Annotated in this window: 25 protein-coding genes; 18 read left to right on the top strand and 7 right to left on the bottom strand. The window is 69.9% G+C overall.

The annotated features are described in order from the left end of the window. The first annotated feature begins 39 nt into the window (after window positions 1–39). Both rplI and dnaB read left to right on the top strand, forming a co-directional pair. Window positions 40–489, top strand: coding sequence for a 50S ribosomal protein L9 (rplI, locus tag RKE50_RS03780; RefSeq protein WP_350034529.1), 450 nt, complete (start codon window positions 40–42; stop codon window positions 487–489). Between the two features lie 186 nt (window positions 490–675). Then, window positions 676–2,076, top strand: a complete 1,401-nt coding sequence (gene dnaB, locus RKE50_RS03775; RefSeq protein ID WP_350034528.1) for a replicative DNA helicase — start codon at window positions 676–678, stop codon at window positions 2,074–2,076. 10 nt (window positions 2,077–2,086) lie between these two features. Here the strand turns inward: dnaB and RKE50_RS03770 are convergent, their stop codons facing one another. Together RKE50_RS03770 and RKE50_RS03765 are read right to left on the bottom strand one after the other, a co-directional pair. Beyond that, window positions 2,087–2,767: a replication protein P gene (locus RKE50_RS03770; RefSeq protein ID WP_350034526.1), complete on the bottom strand. Its 681-nt coding sequence runs from the start codon at window positions 2,765–2,767 to the stop codon at window positions 2,087–2,089. Next, the gene (locus RKE50_RS03765; RefSeq protein ID WP_350034524.1) at window positions 2,679–3,995 is read right to left on the bottom strand and encodes a DnaT-like ssDNA-binding domain-containing protein; all 1,317 of its coding nucleotides are present in this window, start codon (window positions 3,993–3,995) and stop codon (window positions 2,679–2,681) included. The genes RKE50_RS03770 and RKE50_RS03765 overlap by 89 nt, the downstream gene beginning before the upstream one ends. Before the next feature lie 25 nt (window positions 3,996–4,020). On the opposite strand from RKE50_RS03765, the gene radA reads away from it, so the two are divergent. Both radA and gdhA read left to right on the top strand, forming a co-directional pair. Further along, the gene (gene radA, locus RKE50_RS03760; RefSeq protein WP_350034523.1) at window positions 4,021–5,397 is read left to right on the top strand and encodes a DNA repair protein RadA; all 1,377 of its coding nucleotides are present in this window, start codon (window positions 4,021–4,023) and stop codon (window positions 5,395–5,397) included. Window positions 5,398–5,451: 54 nt separating this feature from the next. Continuing rightward, window positions 5,452–6,795, top strand: a complete 1,344-nt coding sequence (gene gdhA / locus RKE50_RS03755) for an NADP-specific glutamate dehydrogenase (protein ID WP_350034522.1) — start codon at window positions 5,452–5,454, stop codon at window positions 6,793–6,795. 25 nt (window positions 6,796–6,820) lie between these two features. Here the strand turns inward: gdhA and RKE50_RS03750 are convergent, their stop codons facing one another. Then, a complete protein-coding gene (locus tag RKE50_RS03750; protein WP_350034521.1) occupies window positions 6,821–7,195 on the bottom strand; it encodes a PilZ domain-containing protein in 375 nt (124 codons plus the stop codon). Window positions 7,196–7,263: 68 nt separating this feature from the next. On the opposite strand from RKE50_RS03750, the gene RKE50_RS03745 reads away from it, so the two are divergent. Next, complete coding sequence (locus tag RKE50_RS03745; RefSeq protein ID WP_350034519.1) at window positions 7,264–8,508, top strand: MFS transporter; 1,245 nt, start codon at window positions 7,264–7,266, stop codon at window positions 8,506–8,508. Further along, window positions 8,505–9,365 (top strand): 2OG-Fe(II) oxygenase family protein, encoded by an 861-nt coding sequence (locus RKE50_RS03740; RefSeq protein ID WP_350034517.1) that lies wholly within the window; start codon window positions 8,505–8,507, stop codon window positions 9,363–9,365. Before RKE50_RS03745 ends, RKE50_RS03740 begins: the two co-directional genes overlap by 4 nt. A 26-nt stretch (window positions 9,366–9,391) precedes the next feature. Here the strand turns inward: RKE50_RS03740 and RKE50_RS03735 are convergent, their stop codons facing one another. Continuing rightward, entirely contained in the window at window positions 9,392–10,354 is a 963-nt protein-coding gene (locus RKE50_RS03735; RefSeq protein WP_350034515.1) for a nucleoside hydrolase, read from the bottom strand. 4 nt (window positions 10,355–10,358) lie between these two features. After that, complete coding sequence (gene ettA / locus RKE50_RS03730; protein WP_350034514.1) at window positions 10,359–12,023, bottom strand: energy-dependent translational throttle protein EttA; 1,665 nt, start codon at window positions 12,021–12,023, stop codon at window positions 10,359–10,361. A gap of 508 nt (window positions 12,024–12,531) precedes the next feature. On the opposite strand from ettA, the gene glyA reads away from it, so the two are divergent. From glyA to ribA, 11 genes are all read left to right on the top strand, one after another. Then, window positions 12,532–13,824 carry a serine hydroxymethyltransferase gene (glyA, locus tag RKE50_RS03725; RefSeq protein WP_350034512.1) on the top strand — a complete coding sequence of 431 codons (1,293 nt, stop codon included), beginning with the start codon at window positions 12,532–12,534 and terminating at the stop codon, window positions 13,822–13,824. 21 nt (window positions 13,825–13,845) lie between these two features. After that, window positions 13,846–14,322 (top strand): transcriptional regulator NrdR, encoded by a 477-nt coding sequence (nrdR, locus tag RKE50_RS03720; protein ID WP_350034511.1) that lies wholly within the window; start codon window positions 13,846–13,848, stop codon window positions 14,320–14,322. A gap of 16 nt (window positions 14,323–14,338) precedes the next feature. After that, window positions 14,339–15,466, top strand: coding sequence for a bifunctional diaminohydroxyphosphoribosylaminopyrimidine deaminase/5-amino-6-(5-phosphoribosylamino)uracil reductase RibD (gene ribD, locus RKE50_RS03715; protein ID WP_350034510.1), 1,128 nt, complete (start codon window positions 14,339–14,341; stop codon window positions 15,464–15,466). Between the two features lie 7 nt (window positions 15,467–15,473). Continuing rightward, window positions 15,474–16,136 carry a riboflavin synthase gene (locus RKE50_RS03710; RefSeq protein ID WP_350034509.1) on the top strand — a complete coding sequence of 221 codons (663 nt, stop codon included), beginning with the start codon at window positions 15,474–15,476 and terminating at the stop codon, window positions 16,134–16,136. A gap of 12 nt (window positions 16,137–16,148) precedes the next feature. Further along, window positions 16,149–17,285 carry a 3,4-dihydroxy-2-butanone-4-phosphate synthase gene (ribB, locus tag RKE50_RS03705; RefSeq protein ID WP_350034508.1) on the top strand — a complete coding sequence of 379 codons (1,137 nt, stop codon included), beginning with the start codon at window positions 16,149–16,151 and terminating at the stop codon, window positions 17,283–17,285. Between the two features lie 21 nt (window positions 17,286–17,306). After that, window positions 17,307–17,777: a 6,7-dimethyl-8-ribityllumazine synthase gene (gene ribH / locus RKE50_RS03700; protein ID WP_350034507.1), complete on the top strand. Its 471-nt coding sequence runs from the start codon at window positions 17,307–17,309 to the stop codon at window positions 17,775–17,777. 2 nt (window positions 17,778–17,779) lie between these two features. Next, on the top strand, window positions 17,780–18,232 hold the full coding sequence (gene nusB / locus RKE50_RS03695; protein ID WP_350034505.1) for a transcription antitermination factor NusB: 453 nt from the start codon (window positions 17,780–17,782) through the stop codon (window positions 18,230–18,232). 14 nt (window positions 18,233–18,246) lie between these two features. Continuing rightward, on the top strand, window positions 18,247–19,164 hold the full coding sequence (thiL, locus tag RKE50_RS03690) for a thiamine-phosphate kinase (protein WP_350034503.1): 918 nt from the start codon (window positions 18,247–18,249) through the stop codon (window positions 19,162–19,164). A 41-nt stretch (window positions 19,165–19,205) separates the two neighbouring features. Further along, the gene (locus RKE50_RS03685) at window positions 19,206–19,712 is read left to right on the top strand and encodes a phosphatidylglycerophosphatase A family protein (RefSeq protein WP_350034502.1); all 507 of its coding nucleotides are present in this window, start codon (window positions 19,206–19,208) and stop codon (window positions 19,710–19,712) included. After that, window positions 19,709–20,353 carry a retropepsin-like aspartic protease family protein gene (locus RKE50_RS03680; RefSeq protein WP_350034501.1) on the top strand — a complete coding sequence of 215 codons (645 nt, stop codon included), beginning with the start codon at window positions 19,709–19,711 and terminating at the stop codon, window positions 20,351–20,353. Before RKE50_RS03685 ends, RKE50_RS03680 begins: the two co-directional genes overlap by 4 nt. Window positions 20,354–20,418: 65 nt before the next feature. After that, on the top strand, window positions 20,419–21,009 hold the full coding sequence (gene ribA / locus RKE50_RS03675; protein ID WP_350034500.1) for a GTP cyclohydrolase II: 591 nt from the start codon (window positions 20,419–20,421) through the stop codon (window positions 21,007–21,009). Between the two features lie 41 nt (window positions 21,010–21,050). Here ribA and RKE50_RS03670 read toward each other — a convergent pair whose 3' ends face one another. Both RKE50_RS03670 and xseB read right to left on the bottom strand, forming a co-directional pair. Beyond that, window positions 21,051–21,926, bottom strand: a complete 876-nt coding sequence (locus RKE50_RS03670; protein WP_350034499.1) for a polyprenyl synthetase family protein — start codon at window positions 21,924–21,926, stop codon at window positions 21,051–21,053. 3 nt (window positions 21,927–21,929) lie between these two features. Beyond that, window positions 21,930–22,193, bottom strand: a complete 264-nt coding sequence (xseB, locus tag RKE50_RS03665) for an exodeoxyribonuclease VII small subunit (protein ID WP_350034498.1) — start codon at window positions 22,191–22,193, stop codon at window positions 21,930–21,932. A 192-nt stretch (window positions 22,194–22,385) separates the two neighbouring features. On the opposite strand from xseB, the gene RKE50_RS03660 reads away from it, so the two are divergent. Further along, window positions 22,386–23,027, top strand: a complete 642-nt coding sequence (locus RKE50_RS03660; RefSeq protein ID WP_350034497.1) for a class II aldolase/adducin family protein — start codon at window positions 22,386–22,388, stop codon at window positions 23,025–23,027. The last annotated feature ends 1 nt before the right edge of the window (window position 23,028 follow it).

Below are 23,028 nucleotides of genomic sequence, written 5' to 3'. Positions count from 1 at the left end.
CGGACGGGAGCCCGCTCCCGAAGCGAGAGGATAGGAACCATGCAAGTCATTCTGCTGGAGAACATTGGCAACCTGGGCGGCCTCGGCGACACCGTCGAAGTGAAGCCCGGCTACGGCCGTAACTTCCTGATTCCCCAGGGCAAGGCCGTACCGGCCACGAAGGAGAACGTGGCCGAGTTCGAGGCGCGCCGCGCCGACCTCGAGAAGGCCGCCGCGGAGGCCCTGGCCGCCGCCCAGGCCCGGGGTGAGAAACTCGCCGAGGTGGGCGTGGTCACCATTACCGCCAACGCCGGCGACGAGGGCAAGCTGTTCGGCTCCATCGGCACCCGCGATATCGCCGACGCGGTCACCGCCGCCGGCTGCGAGATCGACAAGTCCGAGGTCCGCCTGCCCGAGGGGGCCCTGCGCGAAACCGGCGAGTACGTGGTCGCCGTGCAGGTTCACCCGGAGGTAATGATCGACGTGACCCTGGCGGTCGTTCCCGAGTAAGGAATCACAAACCGACCGGGTCGCGGCGAGACGCCGCTCCCGAAGCCCTCCCACGGGACCCATGCGCCGTGGGAGGCGCGCCCCCAGCCGACCGCGGCGGGGATTTTGCCCCCGGGGCCGCCAGCCTCTTCAGCGGCCACGCCGAATCGGCTAACCTGTGCGGCCGCGAGCAGCCCTGACCCCGCCATGGCCGACCCCGAAAGCGCCGATTTCCCCCCGGACCCCCCGCCCGACCATGACGGCGACGTGTCCCGCATCAAGATGCAACCCCATTCCATCGAGGCGGAGCAGTCCGTACTCGGCGGCCTGCTGTTGTCCGCCGATGGCTGGGACGGTGTGGCCGAGGTCGTCGCCGCCGAGGACTTCTACCGGCCGGATCACCGGATGATCTTCCGCCACGTGGCGCGCCTGGCCGAGGCCAGTGAGCCCGTGGACGTGATCACGGTCGCCGACAAGCTGCAGGCCAGCGGCGAGCTCGAGGCCGCCGGCGGCCTCGCCTACCTGACGGAGCTCGCCGAGGGCACGCCCAGCGCCTCCAACATCCGCGCCTACGCGCAGGTGGTGAGCGAGCGCGCCAACGTGCGCCGGCTCATCCAGGCCGCCCAGGAGATCGCCGACAGCGGCTTCAATCCGGAGGGGCGCAGCGCCGAGGAACTCATCGACGCCGCGGAGCGGCGCATCATGCAGATCGCCGAGCAGGGGCCGAAGGCCGGCGGGCCGCAGACGGTCAACCCGCTGCTGCAGGGGGCGCTGTCGCGCATCGAGGAGCTGTTCCAGAGCGGCGGCGATATCACCGGCCTGTCCACCGGCTACGTGGACCTCGACCGCTTCACCTCCGGCCTGCAGCGCTCGGACCTGGTGATCGTGGCGGGCCGGCCCTCCATGGGCAAGACCAGCTTCGCCATGAACCTCGTCGAGCACGCCGTCCTCGCCCAGGAAAAGCCCGTGCTGGTGTTCAGCATGGAGATGCCCGCGGAGCAGCTGATCATGCGCATGCTCTCCTCCATCGGCCGCATCGACCAGACCAGGGTACGCAACGGCAAGCTGGAGCAGGAGGACTGGCCCAAGCTCTCCGGCGCCGTCGGCAAGCTCAAGGACGTGCCCCTCTACATCGACGATACCCCGGCACTCACGCCCACGGAGCTGCGCAGCCGCGCGCGGCGGGTGGTGCGCGAGCACGGCGACCTGGCGATGGTCATGATCGACTACCTGCAGCTCATGCAGGTGGCGGGCAGCTCCGAGGGGCGCACGGCGGAAATTTCCGAGATCTCGCGGAACCTCAAGGCCATCGCCAAGGAATTCGGCTGCCCGGTGGTGGCCCTGTCACAGCTCAACCGCTCCCTGGAGCAGCGCCCGAACAAGCGGCCGGTGAACTCGGACCTGCGCGAATCCGGCGCGATCGAACAGGACGCGGACGTGATCCTGTTCATCTACCGCGACGAGGTCTACAACGAGGATTCCCCCGACAAGGGCGTGGCCGAGCTCATCATCGGCAAACAGCGTAACGGCCCTATCGGCACCGTCCGCCTCGCTTTCATCGGCGAATACACCCGCTTCGAGAACCTGGCCCGGCAGGCAGCCCCCTGAGCAGGGCGGCCTAGAGGTCCAGTTCCCGCCGCAGCTGCCGCAGCTGCGCCAGCTGCTCCTCGGCGCTGAGGGGCGTGCCCCGGTCCTGTTCCAGCGCCGGCACCGGCGGCAGTTCCAGCGTCTCGCCGGCCAGCACGCGGGCGCAGTAGCCCTCGTAGTGTTCCCGGAACAGGGGCCAGGCGACGGTTTCAGGCTTGCTGGCGAGCGTGAACCAGCCGCTGTCGCGCCCGGCGAGGTACACCGCCGCGTGCGACCAGGGCTGGGCGGCTTTGGGGGAGGGCGCCGTGCAGGCCTCCTCGTAGGCGGCGCGGGCCGACGGCAGGCCGAGGTCCGCCGCCGCCTCGCGGCAGCACAGGTGCATGCGGTGCAGCGTCGGCAGGTACTCGCTGCTCTCGATGGCCCGCTTCGCGCCGCCGAGCAGCTGGCTCACGCCGTAGTCGGCGAGGGAGTCGAGCCAGAGCTTCTTGATCTGCCGCAGCTGCTCGGCATCCGGGAAGGCGGCGTAGTACTGGTTGTGGTAGTTCAGGCGGAACAGGGCAAAGACCTGGTTGATCGCCTCGACGCGCTCCGGGGCCGCGCGGCCGGAGGACTCCCCGCCGGGCTCAGTCTGCCCAGGAGGTGTCGTGGAGGTCCTGTTCGAGGCTTCGATCGCGCGTTCTGCCCGCTCCACCAGTTCCCTGCTGCCCGTCATGGCTGCCGCTCCGTGCCGTGAATTGGTTGTGCCGCGCCCAGTGATATTTTACATGCTGCAGGAATTTCGAATTCCAGGAGCTGTGCAGCTGGTTGCTGTCGCGCCAGTAGAGCACGAACTCCGGCACCATTGCCCGGGCGAAATCGGCATCGATGTGGGAGAGCGCCAGGATGTCGAAGACATCGGCGCTCGGTTGCCAGTCCGGCGCAATGCGCACGGGCTCCGTGCTGTGCTCCCGGCTCGACCGGTAGCGCGCCCACTGCCGCCGGATGTGCTGAACGAAACGGGTGTTCAGCGTCTCCGGGGTGCTGCCGCGTTCGCGCCAGTAGAGCACGAACTCGGGGATTGAATCTTCGATGAAATCCCGGGCGACGCCGGCCCGCAGGAGGATCTCCAGCGCGTCCGCATTCGGCCGCCAGTTGCCGTCCAGGGGCGCCGGGGGGCTGCGGAAGGCCTCCGCGGCGTCCTGCTGCCGGCGGCGCCAGCAGGAGAGCACGTGCTGGCGGAACTTGTTCTCCCAGGCGTGGCTGCTCTCACCGCGCTCGCGCCAGTAGAAGACGAAATCCTCGAGTTGTTCGAGGGCGAAGGCGCGGGGTATGTTGTGGTTCAGCGCGAGCAGTTGCAGCAGGTCCTCGCTCGGCTGCCAGCCGGCCGGCAGCAGGCCGGCCCGCGGGCGGTGTGCGATGCCGTCGCCGGGGTCGCCCGCTGCCGGAGCGACCCGCAGCGCCCGGGGGTCGCGGCGCGACAGGTCACCGGGTGGCGCCCCCTTTCTCTCGGGATAGCGGTCGGCCTGGGTGCCCTGGGCGACGCGGGTGCTCCCGGAGGGGCCGGCGGCAGCGGCGGGCCCGTGGTCCAGCGCGAAGGAAAGCGCATCGCTCCCGGGCCCGTGCCGCAGCTGCAGCACGCCGAGGTCTGCCAGGTGCTGGCAGAGCCGGGTGAGGTCCCCGTCGTTCCAGAAGGGCAGGGCGCCGAGCAGCTGGCCGCGGGAGACGGTCACCCAGCCCCGCTGCCCGTGGTGCTCCGCCGGCAGGTGCCGGAGGAGCCCGTGCAGGTACTGCAGCAGGATCGCCTCCTCCAGGCCGATGGTTGCCGCCAGGCCGGGGGAGAAAAGTAGCTGCTGCTCGGGGATGAGGGACGATTCCGACATCAACGCTTCCGGGTCGTGGGCGCGGCCGGCTAGGATAGCCGCCTGCCCGAAGACGATACAGCCCCGGGCGGCGTTTTTCACGGGAGGCTCACTTCACGGGAGGCTCATGGCGAAGCAGAAAACCGCGTTCGTGTGCACAGAGTGCGGCTCGGACTATAGCAAGTGGCAGGGACAGTGCAGCGACTGCGGCGCCTGGAATACGGTCACCGAGGTACGCCTCGGTCCCGCCGGCAGGCGCGGCGCCGCGATCAGCGCCGGCAACCGGGCGGGCTTTGCCGGCGCCCGGCCGGAGGCGAAGCTGCTGTCGGACATCGCCACCGAGGAGGTCGCCCGCATCGCCTCCGGCGCCGGCGAGTTCGACCGGGTACTGGGCGGCGGGCTCGTGCCCGGCTCGGCGATCCTCGTCGGCGGCAGTCCGGGGGCGGGCAAGAGCACACTGCTCCTGCAGACGCTCTGCCATCTGGCCCGCGCCCGCCCCTGCCTGTACATCACCGGTGAGGAGAGCCTGCAGCAGGTCGCCCTGCGCGCCCGCCGGCTGGGCCTGCCCATGGACCAGCTGCGGCTCATGGCCGAGACCAACGTGGAGAGCATCCTCGCCGCCCTCGAGGGCGACCGGCCCGACGTCGTGGTGGTCGACTCCATTCAGGTGGTGCACTCGGACGACATCGCCTCGGCCCCGGGGAGCGTCTCCCAGGTGCGCGAGTGTGCCGCGGCGCTCACCCGTCACGCCAAGCAGTCCGGCTCCGTACTGCTGCTGGTCGGCCACGTCACCAAGGACGGCAGCCTCGCGGGGCCGAAGGTCCTCGAGCACATGATCGACTGCTCGATCCTCCTCGAGGGCTCGGACGACTCGCGTTTTCGCACCCTGCGCGGGCAGAAGAACCGCTTCGGCGCGGTAAACGAGCTGGGCATCTTCGCCATGACCGACGGCGGCCTGCGCGAGGTGAAAAACCCCTCCGCGATCTTCCTCGACCGCAGCGAGGAGGCGTCCTCGGGCAGCGCCGTCATGGTGGTCTGGGAGGGCACCCGGCCCCTGCTGGTGGAGATCCAGGCGCTGGTGGACGACAGCGCCCTCGGCAACCCGCGGCGGGTAGCGGTGGGCCTGGAGCAGAACCGCCTGGCCATGCTCCTCGCCGTGCTGCACCGGCACGGGGGCCTGCACCTGGGTGACCAGGACGTGTTCGCCAACGTGGTCGGCGGTGTCAAGGTACTGGAGACCAGCGCGGACCTCGCCCTGTTGCTCGCCATCGTCTCCAGCTTCCGCGATCACCCGCTGCCGCGGGACCTGGTGATCTTCGGCGAGGTGGGCCTCTCAGGGGAGATCCGCCCGGTGCCGAGCGGCCAGGAGCGTCTCGCCGAGGCCGCCAAGCACGGCTTCCGCCGCGCGATCGTGCCGAAGGCCAATGCGCCCAAGTCCGCCATCCCCGGCATGGAGGTGGTCCCGGTGCGCAAGCTGCAGGAGGCGCTGGCTGCGTTCGCCTGATCGCACGCGGCCGTGCACGCTGCCATAATCCGCCTTTCCCCACAGGAGTCCCCCATGTACCAGGACCTCTCCCTCGACCGTTTCATGCAGGGCCTGATCAAGCGCAACCCCGGTGAGACGGAGTTCCACCAGGCCGTGCACGAGGTGGCCGAGTCGGTGATTCCCTTCATCCTCGACAACGTGCGCTACCGCGAGGCCGGCATCCTTGAGCGCATGACCGAGCCGGACCGCACCGTGATCTTCCGGGTCGTCTGGGAGGACGACGAGGGCAACATCCGTGTCAACCGCGGCTTCCGGGTGCAGTTCAACAACGCCATCGGCCCCTACAAGGGCGGGTTGCGCTTCCACCCGACGGTAAACCTGTCGATTCTCAAGTTCCTGGGCTTCGAGCAGACCTTCAAGAACAGCCTCACCACCCTGCCCATCGGAGCCGGCAAGGGCGGTTCAGACTTCAACCCCAAGGGCAAGTCGGACCGGGAGATCATGCGCTTCTGCCAGGCCTTCATGACCGAGCTGTTCCACCACATCGGCCCGAACACGGACGTGCCCGCGGGCGACATCGGCGTCGGCGCGCGTGAAATCAGCTATCTCTTCGGCCAGTACAAGCGGCTGACCGGCGAGTTCACGGGGGCGCTCACGGGCAAGGGCATCGAGTTCGGCGGCAGCCTCATCCGCACGGAGGCCACGGGCTGGGGGGCGGCCTTCTTCATGCAGGCGATGCTCGCGCACCGCGGCGACAGCGTCGAGGGCAAGACCTGCGTGCTCTCCGGCTCCGGCAACGTGGCGCTCTACTGTGCGCAGAAGCTGATCCAGCTCGGCGCGAAGGTGGTGACGCTGTCCGACTCCTCCGGCTTCATCCACGATGCCGACGGCCTCGACGACGACAAGCTGCACTGGCTCATCGACCTGAAGACCCGCCGTCGCGGGCGGGTCAGCGAGTACGCCGAGCAGTTCGGCTGCCAGTACCACGAGGGCACCCGCCCCTGGGGCGTGGCCTGCGACCTCGCCTTTCCCTGCGCCGTGCAGAACGAACTGGACCAGCAGGATGCGCGCACCCTCGCGGTGAACGGCTGCCAGGCGGTCGCCGAGGGCGCCAACATGCCGACCACGGTGGAAGCGATCAAGGTGCTGCACGACGCCGGCGTGCTGTTCGGCCCGGGCAAGGCCGCCAACGCCGGCGGTGTGGCCGTTTCCGGGCTGGAGATGAGCCAGAACAGCATCCGCATGGCCTGGGCGGCCGAGGAACTGGAGCGGCGCCTGCGCGACATCATGAACGGCATCCACGACCAGTGTGTGCACTACGGTCAGAACGGCGACCAGGTGAACTACGTGCGCGGGGCGAACGTCGCCGGTTTCCGCAAGGTGGCGGACGCGATGCTGGCTTACGGTGCGATCTGAGCCCGGCCGCCGGCCGGTGCCGCGCTTACTCCTCGTCCTGCCGCAGCCGCTCAATCTCGGCGTCCAGCGCCGCTTCGTCCTCCACGCGGGTGGCGAGCAGCGCGCGCAGCGGCTCGATGTTGGCCTGGTCCACGTGCTGCACGGAGAAGCCGAGGCGGCCGCTCTCGACGTGCTGCAGGTAGGCGTGGAGCTCGAGCACCTTGCCGTCCCCGAGGTGAATCATGAGCGTGAAGGGCTCGTTGTACTGGGCGTCCCAGACGTCGGGCTGGTCCGTGGCCACGCCGGCGAGGGAGAGGTCGACGAGGCGCTGCTTCCAGACGCTGCCTCCCTGGTGAACCTCGACCGGGAGGTCGAGGCCCGCGCGGAGGTTTTCACGTCGATCGTTCGGGTAATCGCTCATGGCGGGTTCGTTCCTGCCCCTGATTGCGGGCAATATAACGTCTCCCCTGCGGCAATGCGATACACCCCGTGACCCAGCAGGCCAGTACACGCAACCGGGTGGGCGTCACCCTCGCCTGTTTCCTCGCCTACTGCGTGATGTCGGGCATGCTCGCCCCCATCGGCGTGGTGCTGCCGCCGCTCGCGGAGCAGCTCGACATCCCCGTGCCGGCCGCCGGCGCGCTGTTCAGCTGGCTGACGGTGGGTATCCTGGTCGGTTCCGGCCTCGCCCTGGTGGTCTTCGACCTGCTCAGCCTGCGGGCGGCCATGCTGCTGATCTACCTCGCCATCGCCGGCAGCCTCCTGCTGCTGCGGTTCACGGAAAGCGCCTGGCTGCTGCGCCTCGCCCTCGGTCTGGTCGGGGCCGGCTGCGGCATCGGCCTCGCCGGCGCCGCCAGTGGCATCGCGCTGCTGTTCGCAGGCGAGCGCCGTGCCTCCATGCTGGTGGTCACCGACGGCTTCTTCAGCGGCGCCGGCGCAGCCACTTCCGCCGTGGCGGTGCTCTTCGTCGCGGCGGGGCTGCACTGGGCGAGCAGCTACCTGCTCGTGGGCGGAGTGGCGGTGATCATCGTGCTCCTCGCCGCGGCGGTGCGCTTCCCGACCAGCGAGGCCGCGCGCGTCGCGCCGGTCACCGCGGAGACAGGCGGGGAGGGGGTGGCGCCGGCGCCCGCAGTGCGTTGGCCCGCCACGGTATGGCTGTGCATTGCCGCGCTCTTCCTCTATACGCTGGGCCAGAACAGCATGCTCTGGTGGCTGCCGAGCCACCTCGAGGCCACGCTGCCCATGACCCGCGAGGCCGCCGGCTCCGTGGTCTCCCGCTACTGGACCGGCATGTTCTGCGGCCAGCTGCTGGTGGCCTGGTGGGTGCTGCACCTCGGCGCCCGGCGCATGGTGCTGGCGAGCATCTTCGGTACGCTGCTCGGCAGCCTGCCGCTGTGGACCGTGACGGTGCCGGCCTGGCTGCCCTGGCTGGCCTTCGCCTGGGGCCTGGCGAACTTCGGCCTGCTCAAGGTGACCATCGCCTTTGCCAGCGAGGCGGTGCCCGTGCCGACGCCCCGGCTCATCGCCGCGCTGCTCTTCGGCGCCACCCTGGGCACGGCGGTGAGCCCGGTGGTCACCAGCGCCGTGGTCGCCGCGGGTGATGAGCTGACGGTGCTCCGCTTCAGCTCTTTCTGCTACCTTCTCCTCGCCGGGCTGGTGCTGCTCGCCCGGGGGCTCGCGACGCCTGCCGTCGTAACGCCTGCTCCCGCCATGACAGCGAGGGAGACCCAGTGACCGTCGCCATCGTCGATTTCTCCGCGCCCGAGCCCGACCGCGCCTTCGTCCAGGCCCTGCGCGAGAGCGGTTTTGCCGTGCTGCGCCGGCCGCCGCTGGACGCGGCGCGGCTCGCGCGCATGGAGGCGGGCTGGCGCGAGTTTTTCCTTCGCGATGAGGCGGGCAGCGAGGGCAAAGCGGCGTGGCTCGCCGAGGAGAACCCCGTCTCCGGTAACACCACCGGCTGGATTCCGCCCGAAGTCTCCGAAACCGCCGTCGGCCACGGCGTGAAGGACCTCAAGGAGTTCTACCACATCGCCCCGGGCGCGAAACTGCCGCCGGCGCTGGCCGCGGACGCCTTCGCCCACCTCGACGAGGCGCTCGCCCTCGGCGCCCGGTTGCTCGGCTGGATCGACGCGCACTGCCGCGAGGTGCTGCCCCGGGCACTGCACGGGCGGCTGGCCCGGAGCTTGTCGCGGGAGCACAGCCTGCTGCGCATCCTGCACTACCCGCCGCTGGCCGGCGGCGAGGCGCCCGGCGCCGTGCGCGCCGCGGCGCACGAGGATATCAACCTGCTCACGGTGCTGCCGGTGTCGCGGGAACCGGGGCTCGAGATCCGCGCCCGGGCAGGCGGCTGGGAGGCGGTTCCCGGCGAGCCCGGCGACGTGATCATCAACGCCGGCGATATGCTGCAGGAGGCGACGGGCGGGGCGCTGCCCTCGACCACGCACCGGGTGGTGAACCCCTCCGACCCGGCGATGAACGTCTCGCGCATCGCGATGCCCTACTTCCTCGCGCCGGACCTCGAGCTGCGGCTGTCTGCACGCTATACCGCCGGCAGCTACCTTCGCGAGCGGCTGGAGGCGCTGGCGCGCTGACCGGCCAGGCGGCCGCAAGCGATCCGCTAGGCTTTCAGGCGCGCCAGGCTCTCGAGATAGCGCTCGCGCATACCGCTGGCATCGACGGTGCGCGCAACGCGGCAGGCCGGCCGGTCGCGCCAGGCCGCCGACAGGTAGCGCTCCGGGTGTTCACCGAGAATCCCCTGGCCGAGGGCCACGCCCCCGGTGACCACGCGCACGGGCCCGGTGGCCGTCGTGTAGAGCCCGGGGTAGAGCAGGCAGGCGACGGCGGACGAATCGTGGATCGGGCACCGGCGGCCGTCGCCGAGGCCCTCGTAGAAGTCGAAGTAGTGGCGCGTGATCGCGTGGATGAAGGCGCCGGCCTCGCCGGCGCGGTCCACCAGTTCGTCGATGAAGGCCTCGTCCATGACCGTTTCCTGGGTCACGTCCAGGCCCACGACGGTGGTGGGGATGCCGGCGCCGAGGACCCGGTCCGCGGCCAGCGGGTCGCCGCCGAAGTTGGCCTCGGTCACCGGCGAGACGTTGCCCCGGTGGCCTCGGAAGCCGAAGACGCCGCCCATGACCACCAGCTCGCTGAGGAGCTCCGGCAGTGCGGGCTCGAGGGCCAGCGCATCGGCGAGGTTGGTGAGCCGGCCCACGGCGACGACGGACAGTTCCCCGGGGTGTCGGCGGGCGAGGTCGACTATGGCCTCGGCGCCGGGCAGTTCCTCTGCCCGGCGGCCGGGCTCGGGCAGCGGGATGTCACCGAGACCATTGCGGCCGTGGACGAAGTCCGGGTAGCCCTCGCCGAGGGCCTCGCCCAGCGGTCCTGCGGCGCCGCGGAATATCGGCGCGTCGATGCCGAAACGTTCCGCTACCACCAGCGCATTGCGGGTCACGTCGTCCAGGCTGGCGTTGCCGGCCACGGTGGTGATCGCCGCCAGCTCCGCCCCTGGCGCGCCGTGCAGGAACAGCAGTGCCATGGCATCGTCGATGCCGATATCCGTGTCGAAGATGACCCGCTTCACGGGCTTACTTCAGCCTGCGGTACTTGACCCGGTGCGGCTGCTCCGCCGCCGCGCCCAGGCGCGCCTTGCGGTCTTCCTCGTACTCGGTGAAGTTGCCCTCGTGGAAAACCACGCTGCCGTCATCCTCGTAGGCGAGGATGTGCGTGGCGACGCGGTCGAGGAACCAGCGGTCGTGCGAGATCACCAGCGCCGCGCCCGGAAACGCCAGCAGCGCCTCTTCCAGCGCCCGCAGCGTCTCCACGTCGAGGTCGTTGGTGGGCTCGTCGAGCAGCAGCACGTTGGCGCCCTGCTTGAGCAGCTTGGCCAGGTGCAGGCGGTTGCGCTCACCACCGGAGAGGTCCTTCACGAACTTCTGCTGGTCCGAGCCCTTGAAATTGAAGCGGCCCACGTAGGAGCGCGAGTTCACCTCGTAGCTGCCGATGCGGATGACGTCCTGGCCGTCGGAGACTTCTTCCCACACGGTCTTGCTGCCATTGAGGTCATCGCGGGACTGGTCCACGTAGGCGAGCTCGACCGTATCTCCCAGCTCGACGCTGCCGCCGTCCGGCTGCTCCGCCCCGGTGAGGATGCGGAACAGCGTCGACTTGCCCATGCCGTTGGCGCCGATGATGCCGACGATGCTGCCCTTGGGTACGGAGAAGGTCACGTCGTCAAACAGCAGCCGGTCGCCGAAGGCCTTCTTCAGGTTCTTCACCTCGATGACCTTGTCGCCGAGGCGGGGCCCCGGCGGGATGTAGATCTCGTTGGTCTCGTTGCGGCTCTGGAATTCCTGGCTCTGCAGTTCCTCGAAGCGCGCCAGGCGGGCCTTGTTCTTGGCCTGGCGGCCCTTCGGATTCGAGCGCACCCACTCCAGCTCGGCCTTGATCGCCTTCTGGTGCGAGGCCTCCTGGCGCTGCTCCTGCTCCAGGCGCTTTTCCTTGGTCTCGAGCCACGCCGAGTAGTTGCCCTCGTAGGGAATGCCGCGGCCGCGGTCCAGTTCGAGGATCCAGCCGGCGGCGTTGTCGAGGAAATAGCGATCGTGGGTGATGGCCACCACCGTGCCCGGGAAGTCGTGCAGGAAGCGCTCGAGCCAGGCGACGCTCTCGGCGTCGAGGTGGTTGGTGGGCTCGTCGAGCAGCAGCATGTCGGGCCCGGAGAGCAGCAGCCGGCACAGCGCCACCCGGCGCCGCTCGCCGCCGGAGAGGGTCTCGACGTCGGCGTCCCAGGGCGGCAGGCGAAGGGCGTCCGCGGCGATCTCGAGCTTGGTCTCGAGGTTGTGCGCGTCGGTGGCCTGGATGATGTCTTCCAGGCGCGCCTGCTCCTTCGCCAGCGCGTCGAAGTCCGCGTCGGGTTCGGCGTAGGCGGCGTAGACCCTCTCGAGGTCGGCGAGGGCGTCGATGGCGTCCTGCAGCCCTTCCTCCACGTTGCCGCGCACGTCTTTGTCGGGGTTCAGCTGCGGCTCCTGCGGCAGGTAGCCGATCTTGATCCCCGACTGCGGTCGCGCCTCGCCGAGGATCTCCGTATCGATGCCGGCCATGATCTTCAGCAGCGTGGACTTGCCGGCACCATTGAGGCCGAGGACGCCGATCTTGGCGCCCGGGAAGAAGGACAGGGAGATGTCCTTCAGAATCTCTTTCTTGGGCGGCACGACCTTGCCGACCCGGTTCATGGTGTAAACGTATTGCGCCATGTGTGGGCTCGCAGTGCGTTGGAAACTGGGGCGCGGAGTTTAGCAAATGCCCCGGGTTCTGGCATTTCGTACCGGTGCTTCTGAGCCGGGTGCGGCGGGGGTGTGTTCGCGGGGCGGCCGCTGGGGTTCGCCGCACCCTGACGCCGTACCGGATTCCTGAGTACGACCACAGCGGTGTTTCTTGGCACCACGGTCAGGAAGCAGGCCTGGAAGGTCCTCCGGCAACTTTCAGGTCACGTTTTGCCCCTCGCCCCGCGCCGGGGCTTTCCGCGAGGACTGTTCGAGTCCCAAGAATCGCGAAGCGATTCTGGTCGAGTTCCGCAGCGGCCGGCGCGGGGCGAGGGGCAGTGGCCGTTGCCGGAGGACCTTCCAGGCCTGCTTCCGGCTACTGGCACCATCTGATGACCCCGCTAACCGAGGAAAGCATCCACTTACCCGTCGCCCCCATTTCCGCTAGAATTGCGGGCCTTCACACAGCTACAAGTGCCCGCAGGGCAAGGATTTTTTAATGTTTGACCAGCGTATGAGCATCGAGGGCTTCGACGACGACGTGTTTGCCGCGATCCAGGCTGAAGAGCGGCGGCAGGAAGAGCACATCGAGCTCATCGCGTCCGAGAACTACGCGAGCCCCAGGGTGCTGCAGGCGCAGGGTTCCGTGCTGACCAACAAGTATGCCGAGGGCTACCCGGGCAAGCGCTACTACGGCGGCTGCGAGTACGTCGACGTGGTGGAAGCGCTGGCCGTGGAGCGGGCCAAGGCGCTGTTCGGGGCGGCCTACGCGAACGTGCAGCCGCACTCCGGCTCGCAGGCCAACGCGGCTGTATTCCAGGCGCTGTGCAAGCCGGGGGATACGATCCTCGGCATGAGCCTGGCGGATGGCGGCCACCTCACGCACGGCGCCAAGCCCAACTTTTCCGGCAAGACCTACAACGCCGTGCAGTACGGCCTCGATAACGACACAGGCGAAGTCGACTACGCGCAGGTCGAGGCGCTGGCGAAAGAGCACCGGCCGCGGATGATCATCGCCGGCTTCTCCGCCTACAGCCGGGTCATGGACTGGTCGCGCTTCCGCGCCATCGCCGACGACGTGGGTGCCTACCTGCTGGTGGACATGGCGCATATCGCCGGCCTCGTCGCCGCGGGGGTCTACCCGAACCCGGTCCCGCACGCCGACGTGGTCACCTCCACCACGCACAAGACCCTGCGCGGCCCCCGTGGCGGCATCATCCTGGCGCGGGCCAATGAGGAACTGGAGAAAAAATTCAACTCTGCCGTTTTCCCGGGCGGCCAGGGCGGCCCGCTGATGCACGTCATCGCCGCCAAGGCGGTGGCCTTTCTCGAGGCGCAGGCGCCGGAGTTCGTCACCTACCAGGAGCGGGTGGTCGCCAATGCCCGGGCCATGGCGTCGACCTTCATCGAGCGCGGCATCAACATCGTCTCCGGCGGCACCGACAACCACCTCATGCTGGTGGATCTCATCGGCAGGCCGTATACCGGCAAGGACGCCGACGAGGCCCTGGGCGCTGCGAACATCACCGTGAACAAGAATGCGGTGCCCAACGATCCCCGCTCGCCCTTCGTGACCTCGGGCCTGCGCGTGGGTACGCCGGCGATCACCACCCGCGGCTTCGGCGAGGTCGAGACCGTCGAGCTCACGCACTGGATGTGCGACGTCCTCGAGGCGCTGGAAGGCGGCGATGCCGCTGCCACCATCGCCGAGGTGAAGCAGAAGGTGCTCGCCATCTGCGGCCGCTTCCCGGTCTACGGAGAGCGCGCCTCCGCCGGAGCCGCGGCCGCCTAGGGCGGCCGGGTAGCGCGGGCCGTGCACTGCCCCTTCTGCGGCGCGGACGATACCAAGGTCATCGACTCGCGCCTGGTGGCCGAGGGCGGCCAGGTGCGCCGTCGCCGCGAGTGCCTGTCCTGTCACGAGCGCTTTACGACCTACGAATCGGCCGAGCTGGTGATGCCGCGCATCATCAAGCAGAACGGCAACCGTGAGCCCTTCGACGACGACAAGCTGCGCGCCGGCCTGCAGCGGGCCCTGGAAAAGCGGCCCGTGTCCGTGGAGGCCATCGAGGCCGTGCTGACGAACATCAAGGCCTCGCTGCGTGCCACGGGCGAGCGCGAAGTGGACTCGCGCACGGTTGGTGAGCTGGTGATGGACGAGCTGAAGCAGCTCGACCAGGTGGCCTACGTGCGCTTCGCCTCCGTGTACCGAAGCTTCCAGGACATCGCCGAGTTCCGCGACGCCATCGAGAGCCTGGAGGCAGAGCCGCGGCAGCCGGCCAAGGGCGCCTGAGGCGCTTCGCCACCCCGTGAGCGACCGCATCGACAGGGCGCACATGGCCCGGGCCCTGCAGCTCGCCGCCCGCGGACGTTTCCACGCCGCGCCCAACCCCCATGTCGGCTGCGTGCTGGTGAAAGACGGCGTGCTGATCGGCGAGGGCTTTTCACAGCCCGCCGGCGGTCCCCACGCCGAGATCGAGGCCCTGCGCGCCGCCGGCGACGACGCGCGGGGCGCCACCGCCTACGTCACCCTCGAGCCCTGCAACCACCACGGCCGCACCGGCCCCTGCAGCGAGGCGCTCATCGACGCCGGCGTGGCCCGGGTGGTGTTCGCCCTTGCCGACCCGCACCCGGCGGCGGGCGGCGGCGCGGCACGGCTGCGCGAGGCGGGTATCGCCGTGGACAGCGGGCTTCTCGAGGCCGAAGCTAAGGCGCTGGTGCGCGGCTTCTGGCTTCGCCACCGCCGCGGCTGGGGCCGGGTGCGGGCGAAGCTCGCCAGCTCCCTGGACGGGCGCACGGCGATGGCCTCCGGCGAGAGCCAGTGGATCACGGGGCCGGCTGCCCGTGCCGACGTGCAGCGCCTGCGCGCCGCCAGCGGGGCTATCGTCTGCGGCATCGGCACGGTGCTCGCGGACGACTGCTCGCTCACCGTGCGCGAGGCGGAGTTCGCCGGCAGCGTTGGCGAGGCCGCCCTGAACGGCCGCCAGCCGCTGCGGGTGGTGCTGGATTCCGAGCTGCGCACGCCGCCGGCGGCAAGGGTGCTGCGCGGCGGCGATACGCTGCTCCTACACCGGGAGGGCCTGGCCGCGGATGCCACCACCGCGGTTGCCCGGACCGACGGGGTGACCCTCGCGGCGCTGCCCGCGTCGCCCGCCGGCGGCCTCGACCTCCACGCCATGCTGAAGCTGCTCGCCGCGCGAGAGGTGAACGAGATTCTGGTAGAATCCGGCCCCCGGCTCGCCGGGGCACTGCTCGCGGCGGGGCTGCTGGACGAGCTCATCGTCTACCAGGCCCCCTGCCTCCTGGGCAGTGCAGGGCGGCCCCTGGTCGACCTGCCCCTCGAGCGCATGGCGGACAAGGTGCCGCTTGCTCTCGCGGACCAGCGCCGCGTCGGTGACGACTGGCGCCTGACCTTCACCGTCACGCAGGACCACTGAACGAGACATGTTTACCGGCATCATCCAGGCGGTCGGCGAGATCGCGGCCATGGAGCCCAGCGGCGGCGACCTGCGCCTGCGCATCCGCACCGGCAAGCTGCCGCTGCACGACGTGGCCATCGGTGACAGCATCGCCGCCAACGGCGTATGCCTCACGGTGACCGGTCTGCCCGGTGACGGCTACTGGGCCGACGTGTCCGTGGAGACGCTCGGCGCCACGACCCTCGGCGACCTGTCCGTGGGCGCCCGAGTGAACCTCGAGAAGGCGCTCACGCCGGCCAGCCGCCTCGGCGGGCATATCGTCAGCGGCCACGTCGACGGCGTCGGCGAGGTGGTGAGTCTCGCCGAGGACGCGCGCTCCTGGCGCTTCGTTTTCCGCGCGCCGGCAGCGCTCGCCCGCTACATCGCCCACAAGGGCAGCATCTGCGTCGACGGCACGAGCCTCACGGTGAATGCCGTGAACGGCGCCGAGTTCGACCTCAACATCATCCCGCAGACCATGGCCGAGACCATCTTCGGCGCCTATCGGCCGGGCACGAAGGTCAACCTGGAGGTGGACCTCATCGCCCGCTACCTCGAGCGCCTGGTGCTCGGCGACCGCGCGGCGGACCCGGGGCAAGGCGGGGTTACGCTCGCGACCCTCGCCGAGCACGGCTACCTGCGCGGCTGACTGGAGTACACCGTGAATGACCTCGTGATCGATCCCGTCGACGAGCTGCTGTCCGAGATCCGCCTCGGCCGCATGGTGGTGCTGCTCGACGATGACGACGCGACGCACAACGCCGGCGGCGTGATGGTTGCCGCGGAGCATTGCGAGGCGGAGCACATCACCTTCATGGCCCGCCGCGCCCGCGGCCTCGTGTGCCTCGCCCTGACCCGGGAACGCTGCGAGCAGCTCGACCTGCCGCCGATGGTCGAGGGCGGCGGCGAGCACGCCAACTTCACGCTCTCCATCGAGGCGGCGCGCGGCATCGACACGGGCATCTCGGCGGCGGACCGGGCGCACACGGTACGCGTGGCGGTGGCACCGCACGCGCAGCCTGCGGACATCGTGCAGCCGGGCCACATATTTCCCCTCGCCGCGACCCCCGGCGGAGTGCTTACCCGCGCGGGTCATACGGAGGCGGCGGTGGACTACGCGCGCCTCGCGGGGCTGACCCCGGCCGCGGTCCTCACCGACGTCCTCGGGGCCGACGGCGGCCTGGCGAGTGTCGCCGAGCTCGCGGCCTTCGCCCGGGAGCACGGCCTCAAGCTGGGCACCATCGCCGACCTCATCCACTACCGGCTCCTGCACGAACGCACCATCGAGCGGGTGCGCGAGGGCGAGGTGGCCACCGCCCACGGCTCCTTCCGGCTCACCGTCTACCGCGACAACAACGACGGCGAGCTGCACCTCGCCCTCTCCCGCGGGCACATCCAGGCGGACACCCCGACGCTGGTGCGGGTGCACACGCGCTCGACGCTCCGCGACCTGCTCGGCAGCCACCTGCGCGAGGGCAACTCCTGGGCGCTGCAGGATGCGCTGGCGCACATCGGCGCCGCGGGCAAGGGCGTGCTCGTGCTGCTCGCGCGGCCGGAGAGCGAAGAAGCGCTTCTGCACAGCATCGACCTCGCCCTGGGCGAGGACCGGCCCTCGCCGCCGGCACCGACGGATACCTACAACACCATCGGGCTCGGGTCGCAGATCCTTCGCGACCTCGGCGTCGGGCAGATCCACCTGCTCGGTGCGCCTATGAAGTACAATGCGATCTCCGGCTTCGGGCTGGAGGTGCTGGAAACGATACGCCCCGCGGCAAGCCAGTCGGGCGAACCGCGCTAGCGGGGCAGCAAGGAGATGACCATGGACGCGATCAGGACCCTCGAGGGCGACTTCACTGGCGGCGACGGCCGCTATGCGCTGGTGGTCGGCCGCTGGAACAGCTTTGTGGTCGAGCACCTCGTCGACGGCGCCGTGGATACGCTGCGCCGCCACGGTGTCAGGGATGAGCAGATGACCATCATCCGCGCCCCCGGGGCCTTCGAGATCCCCCTGGTCTGCGAGAAAGCCGCGGCCAGCGGCAACTACGACGCGATCATCGCCCTCGGCGCGGTGATCCGCGGCGGCACGCCGCATTTCGAGCACGTGGCCGGCGAGTGCACCAAGGGCATTGCCCAGGTCAGCCTGCAGCACGGCCTGCCGATTGCCTTTGGTGTGCTCACCGTCGACAGTATCGAGCAGGCGATCGAGCGCAGCGGCACCAAGGCCGGCAACAAGGGCGCGGAAGCCGCGTCCTCGGCGCTGGAAATGGTCAGCCTCCTCAAGCAACTCTGAGCGTGGCCGGCCACGCCCCCAATCTCCTCGCGGCGCGTCGGCGCCGGGCTCGCCACTATGCGATGCAGGCCCTGTACCAGTGGTACATGGCCGGCGCCGCACTCAATGTCATCGAGGCGGAATTCCGCAGCGACTACGATTTCGACAAGGTCGATGGCGACTACTTCCACGCCCTGCTGCACGGCGTGGCTGCCGACGCGGACGGCCTCGATGGCGCCTACGCACCGCTGCTCGACCGCGCCCTGGACGACCTCGACCCCATCGAGCACACGCTGCTGCGCATGGGCACCTGGGAGCTGCGCGAGCGCATCGATGTGCCCTACAAGGTCGTGATCAACGAGGCCGTCGCCCTGGCGAAAAAGTTCGGCGCCACGGACGGGCACAAGTACATCAACGGCGTGCTCGACAAGCTCGCGCGCGAGCTGCGCAAGGTCGAGGTCGGCGCCGGCGCCTGAGGCCGGGCCAGGTCATGTCCCCGAACGAGTTCGAGCTGATCCGCCGCTATTTCTGGGGCCTCGGCGGTGGCGCGGTTATCCGCCTCGGCATCGGCGACGATGCGGCGCTCCTCGACCTGCCTCCCGGAGAAGTGCTCGTCACCTCCGTCGATACGCTCGTCGAGGGTGTGCACTATCCCGAGGACACCTTCCCGGAGGACGTGGGCTACCGGGCGCTGGCCGTCGCCGCCTCCGACCTCGCCGCCATGGGCGCGAGCCCCCTGGCCTGTACCCTGGCGCTGACCCTGCCGGCGCCCGATGAGCTGTGGCTGCAGGCGTTCAGTGAGGGCCTGGCGCAGGCCTGCGCGGACTGCCGCCTGCCGCTGGCCGGCGGCGACACCACCCGCGGCCCCGCCACGGTCATCACCGTCCAGGTGTTTGGCGCCTGTCCTGCGAACGCTGTCCTGCGCCGGGACGGGGCGCGCCCCGGGGACCAGGTCTGCGTCTCCGGCACGGTGGGTGATGCAGCCGCGGCCCTGGCGATCCTGGAGGAGCGCTGGCACCCGGGGCCGGAGGCCGCCGCCGCGCTGCTCGAGCGGTTCCATCGGCCCGCGGCGCGCCTGGCGCTGGGGGAGCACCTGCGCGGCGTTGCTACTGCCGCCATCGATGTCTCCGACGGTCTGCTGGCAGACCTTGGTCATGTCGCCGCGGCGAGCGGGGTCGCCATCGCGCTCGCTAGCGAGTCCCTGCCGCTGTCCCCCGCCGTGGCCGCCGCCGGCGAGCGCGGCCGCGCCTGGGCGCTCGGTGGCGGCGACGACTACGAGCTGGCCTTCACGCTGCCGGCGGGCGCGGTACCTCCCGAGGGCTGCACCCGCATCGGTGAGGTTTGCGAGGGAGCGGGCCTCAGCGTCGATGGCGAGCCGGCGGATGCCAGCGGTTACCGGCACTTCTGATACGGTCTACACTGGCACACGTGACAACAGGGAGCGCACGCATGGATCGAGGCAGGCAGGAGCGTCCGCGACTGCTGCAAAGCCCCGTGCAGCTGGCCGCCTTCGGCTTCGGCAGCGGTCTCTCACCCTGGGCCCCGGGCACCGTCGGCACTGTGCTTGCGGCCGTCTTCTATTGGTTTCTTCTCAGCCCGCTGCCGCTCTGGGCTTACAGCGCCGTCGTGCTGGCCGCCTCCCTCGGCGGGATCTGGCTCTGCGGTGTCGCCAGCCGTCAGCTCGGTGTTCATGACCATCCCGGCATCGTCTGGGATGAATTCGCGGGGCTGTGGGTCGCCCTGTGGGCCGTGCCGGCTTCACCGCTCTGGCTCGCCATCGCCTTCATCGTCTTCCGTTTCCTCGACATCACCAAGCCCTGGCCGGTGAGCGCACTGGACAACAACGTCGGCGGCGGCGTGGGCATCATGGTCGACGATCTCGTCGCGGGGGTGATGACCTGTGTCACGCTGCACCTGGCGATCGCGGCGCTGAACGGCGCGGAGGCCCTGGTATGAGGTCCCTCCTCCTGTCCGCGGCGCTGCTCCCGGCCCTGGTCCTGGCCCTGCCGGCCGGCGCCCAGGACAGCGTCCAGGTCGAGGCGCTCATGCCCGGCATGGCGGTGCTCACCATCGACGGCCGTCGGCACACGCTGCGCGAGGGCGACAGCGAGGGCGGGGTGCGCCTGGTCAGCGCCAGCGGCAAGGAGGCCGTGCTGGAGATCAGGGGCGAGCGCCGTCGGGCCGGCGTGTCCGACCGTATCGCTGGTGCCTATAGCGCTCCGGAGAAGCGCTCCGTGACCGTGGTCAGGGACGAGCGCATGCAGTACCGGACCAGCGCCGCCATCAACGGTCGCCGGATGGAGGTGTTGATCGACACCGGGGCCAACGTCGTCGCCCTGAGCCGCCAGCACGCCGCCGCTCTCGGGATCAACGCGAACGACGGTCAGCCCACCCGGGTCGAGACCGCCGGCAGCACGGTGGCGGGTTTCGTCGTCACCCTGGACAGCGTCGACGTCGGCGGGATCCGTGTCGACAACGTGCAGGCGACGGTGGTCGATGGCGACTTCCCGCGTACGGTCCTTCTCGGAATGAGCTACCTGCGTCACGTGCAGCTGTCGGAACAGAACGGTGTCCTGTCCCTGACCAGCCGGTGGTGAGCGGTCGCTCGCCACGCCCCCCCCGCCCTGCTAGACTGGCGCCCCTTTCAAGCACGGACCAGAGCGTGACGGTACGGTACGTCGAGTCGTCCCGGCTTCCCACGGACTGGGGCGTCTTCACGATGCACGGTTTCGAGGATCCCGCGGCCAACAAGGAACACCTGGTGCTCACCATGGGCGACGTCGGCGACGGCGAGCCGGTGCTGGCGCGCGTGCACTCCGAGTGCCTCACCGGCGACGCACTCTTCAGCCTGCGCTGCGACTGCGGCAACCAGCTCGAGGCGGCGCTCAAGGCCATCGCCGAGGCGGGCCGCGGTGCGCTCTTCTACCTCCGCCAGGAGGGCAGGGGCATCGGCCTCCTGAACAAGATCCGCGCCTACAAGCTCCAGGACGAAGGCGCCGACACCGTGGAGGCCAACGAGCAGCTCGGCTTCGGTGCGGACATGCGTGACTATTCTCTGCTCGGACCCATGTTCGCCCACCTCGGCATCACCAGCGTCAACCTCATGACCAACAATCCACGCAAGGTCGCGGCCCTGCAGGAGCTGGGCATCGAGGTGCTGCACCGCCTGCCGCTGGAAACGCACAGCAACCCTCACAACGAGAAGTACCTCCGCACCAAGGGCGCCAAACTCGGCCATATGTTCGGGGAGTGATGCGCCGCCGGGGCGGTCCCTGGCGACAGCCCGGATGCCGGCTAGCGGTCCCGCTCGACAATGAACCGGGCGAGGTCGCGGAGGTCGTCGCCGCTGTCGTCGAAGGTGCGCAGGGATGCGAGGGCGGCTTCGAGAAGCCTTGCCGCCTCGCGGCGGGCTCCGTCGATGCCGAGAAGGCTCACGTAGGTGCTCTTGTTGGCGGCGGCGTCCTTGCCCTGGGTCTTGCCGAGGGTGGCGCTGTCACTTTCCACGTCGAGAATGTCGTCCACCACCTGGAACGCGAGACCGATATGCTCCCCGTAGCGGTCGAGCGCGTCGATTTCCTCCGTGCCGGCGCCGGCGGCGTGCCCGCCGAGGGCCAGCGCGGCGCGGATGAGGGCGCCGGTTTTCAGGTTGTGCATCGCCTTCAGCGCGTCGAGGGAGAGCGCGGCGCCGGTGGCGCTCACATCGAGATACTGCCCGCCGACCATGCCGGTAAACCCCGAGGCAGTGGCGAGCACGTCGACCATGGCCAGGCGCCGGTCCGCATCGAGGCCCGGTGCGGCCGCGAGCAGGCTGAAGGCCTGCACCTGCATGCCGTCGCCGACGAGAATCGCCGTGGCCTCGTCGTACGCCCGGTGCAGCGTGGGCTGGCCCCGGCGCAGTTCGTCATCATCCATCGCCGGCAGGTCGTCGTGGATGAGGGAATAGGTATGCACCAGCTCGATGGCGGCCGCAGCGTGCTCAAGCGCCGGCGCCTCCCCGCGGCCGAGGGCGCGGGCGGCCCGGTAGACGAGGATCGGTCGGATGCGCTTGCCACCGACGCTGAGGGCGTAGGCCACGGCGTCGCGCAGGGCAGGCGCTACGGTGGAAAGCTGCGCCTCCACCAGGGGGCGTGCGCTGTTTTCGAAGCGCTCCCGGTCGGTTCCCAGGGTCACGGATCAGGCGTCCGCGTCGTCGTCCAGCGGGCCGGCCGCGGGGCTGCCGTCGGCGTTCTCCGTGAGCCTCTGTACCTGCTGTTCCGCCTCGCGGAGCAGGGCCTGGGCCCGGCGCGTCAAGGTGATGCCGGCCTCGAAATCCTTGAGCGACTGCTCCAGCGGTTGCTCCTCACCCTCCATGCGCGCAAGGATGGTCTCGATCTCGGCGATGGTGGCTTCCAGGGTGGCGGGACTGGCGTCGGCGTCGGCTTTCTTGCGACTGGGCATGGGGCGAGCGTCCTCCTTCTGACGCGCCGAGTATATCAGCCGTTCGACCTCGCATGCCCCCGGGGCCGCCGCCCGAACCTTCGACGTGCGCGCCAGCCCGGTGTCGCCGTGGCGATCGTGACCCGCACCGCGCCGGGACGCTCCGATCCCGGTGGCGCTGTGGCATAATCGCCGCCGCTGGAGGGAACGTCCATGGATGACAGGCAAGCGCTTTGCGACGCCTATCGCTACCTTGCCGAGCGCGGGCTGAACCGCGGGAGCACGGGCAACCTGTCCTTGCGCCACGGCGATGGTTTCTGGATCACGCCGAGCGGTGCGAGTGCTGCCCGTCTGGCGCCGGCGACACTGGTTTCCCTGGATGCTGCGGGAGATGCGCTTTCTCCCGGTCGTCCGTCGAGCGAGTGGCGCTTCCACCGCGATATCTACGCCGCGCGCGCCGAGGTGGCGGCCATCGTGCATACCCATTCCCCGCACGCGACCGCACTCGCCTGCCTGCGGCGGGACCTGCCCCCCTTTCACTACATGGTCGCCATCGCCGGTGGCCGCGACGTGCGCTGTGCGCCCTATGCACTCTTTGGCACGGAGGCCCTCTCGGCCGCCGCGCTAGAGGCACTGGACGAGCGCAAGGCCTGCCTGCTCGCCAACCATGGGCTCATCGCGCTGGGCGCGGACCTCGAGGAGGCGGTCGCGATCGCCGAAGAGGTCGAGGCGCTCTGCGGCCAGTTCCTGGCTGCCTGCGAGACGGGTGAGCCGGTGCTCCTGACCGATGACGAGATGGCGGCGGTGATCGCGCGCTTCGAAACTTACGGCCGCGCTCCGGCCGCAGAGGAGTGAG

Origin of the sequence: Pseudohaliea sp., assembly GCF_040217025.1 — a bacterium.
Lineage (GTDB): Bacteria > Pseudomonadota > Gammaproteobacteria > Pseudomonadales > Halieaceae > Pseudohaliea.
This window is presented reverse-complemented; position numbering and strand designations above follow the sequence as displayed.

Excerpts from the sequence above, each read along its gene's own strand:
- rplI (WP_350034529.1), top strand. The coding sequence starts at position 40 with ATGCAAGTCATTCTGCTGGAGAACATTGGCAACCTGGGCGGCCTCGGC.
- dnaB (WP_350034528.1), top strand. The coding sequence starts at position 676 with ATGGCCGACCCCGAAAGCGCCGATTTCCCCCCGGACCCCCCGCCCGAC.
- RKE50_RS03770 (WP_350034526.1), bottom strand. The coding sequence starts at position 2,767 with ATGACGGGCAGCAGGGAACTGGTGGAGCGGGCAGAACGCGCGATCGAA.
- radA (WP_350034523.1), top strand. The coding sequence starts at position 4,021 with ATGGCGAAGCAGAAAACCGCGTTCGTGTGCACAGAGTGCGGCTCGGAC.
- gdhA (WP_350034522.1), top strand. The coding sequence starts at position 5,452 with ATGTACCAGGACCTCTCCCTCGACCGTTTCATGCAGGGCCTGATCAAG.
- RKE50_RS03750 (WP_350034521.1), bottom strand. The coding sequence starts at position 7,195 with ATGAGCGATTACCCGAACGATCGACGTGAAAACCTCCGCGCGGGCCTC.
- ettA (WP_350034514.1), bottom strand. The coding sequence starts at position 12,023 with ATGGCGCAATACGTTTACACCATGAACCGGGTCGGCAAGGTCGTGCCG.
- glyA (WP_350034512.1), top strand. The coding sequence starts at position 12,532 with ATGTTTGACCAGCGTATGAGCATCGAGGGCTTCGACGACGACGTGTTT.
- RKE50_RS03710 (WP_350034509.1), top strand. The coding sequence starts at position 15,474 with ATGTTTACCGGCATCATCCAGGCGGTCGGCGAGATCGCGGCCATGGAG.
- ribH (WP_350034507.1), top strand. The coding sequence starts at position 17,307 with ATGGACGCGATCAGGACCCTCGAGGGCGACTTCACTGGCGGCGACGGC.
- thiL (WP_350034503.1), top strand. The coding sequence starts at position 18,247 with ATGTCCCCGAACGAGTTCGAGCTGATCCGCCGCTATTTCTGGGGCCTC.
- RKE50_RS03685 (WP_350034502.1), top strand. The coding sequence starts at position 19,206 with ATGGATCGAGGCAGGCAGGAGCGTCCGCGACTGCTGCAAAGCCCCGTG.
- RKE50_RS03680 (WP_350034501.1), top strand. The coding sequence starts at position 19,709 with ATGAGGTCCCTCCTCCTGTCCGCGGCGCTGCTCCCGGCCCTGGTCCTG.
- xseB (WP_350034498.1), bottom strand. The coding sequence starts at position 22,193 with ATGCCCAGTCGCAAGAAAGCCGACGCCGACGCCAGTCCCGCCACCCTG.
- RKE50_RS03660 (WP_350034497.1), top strand. The coding sequence starts at position 22,386 with ATGGATGACAGGCAAGCGCTTTGCGACGCCTATCGCTACCTTGCCGAG.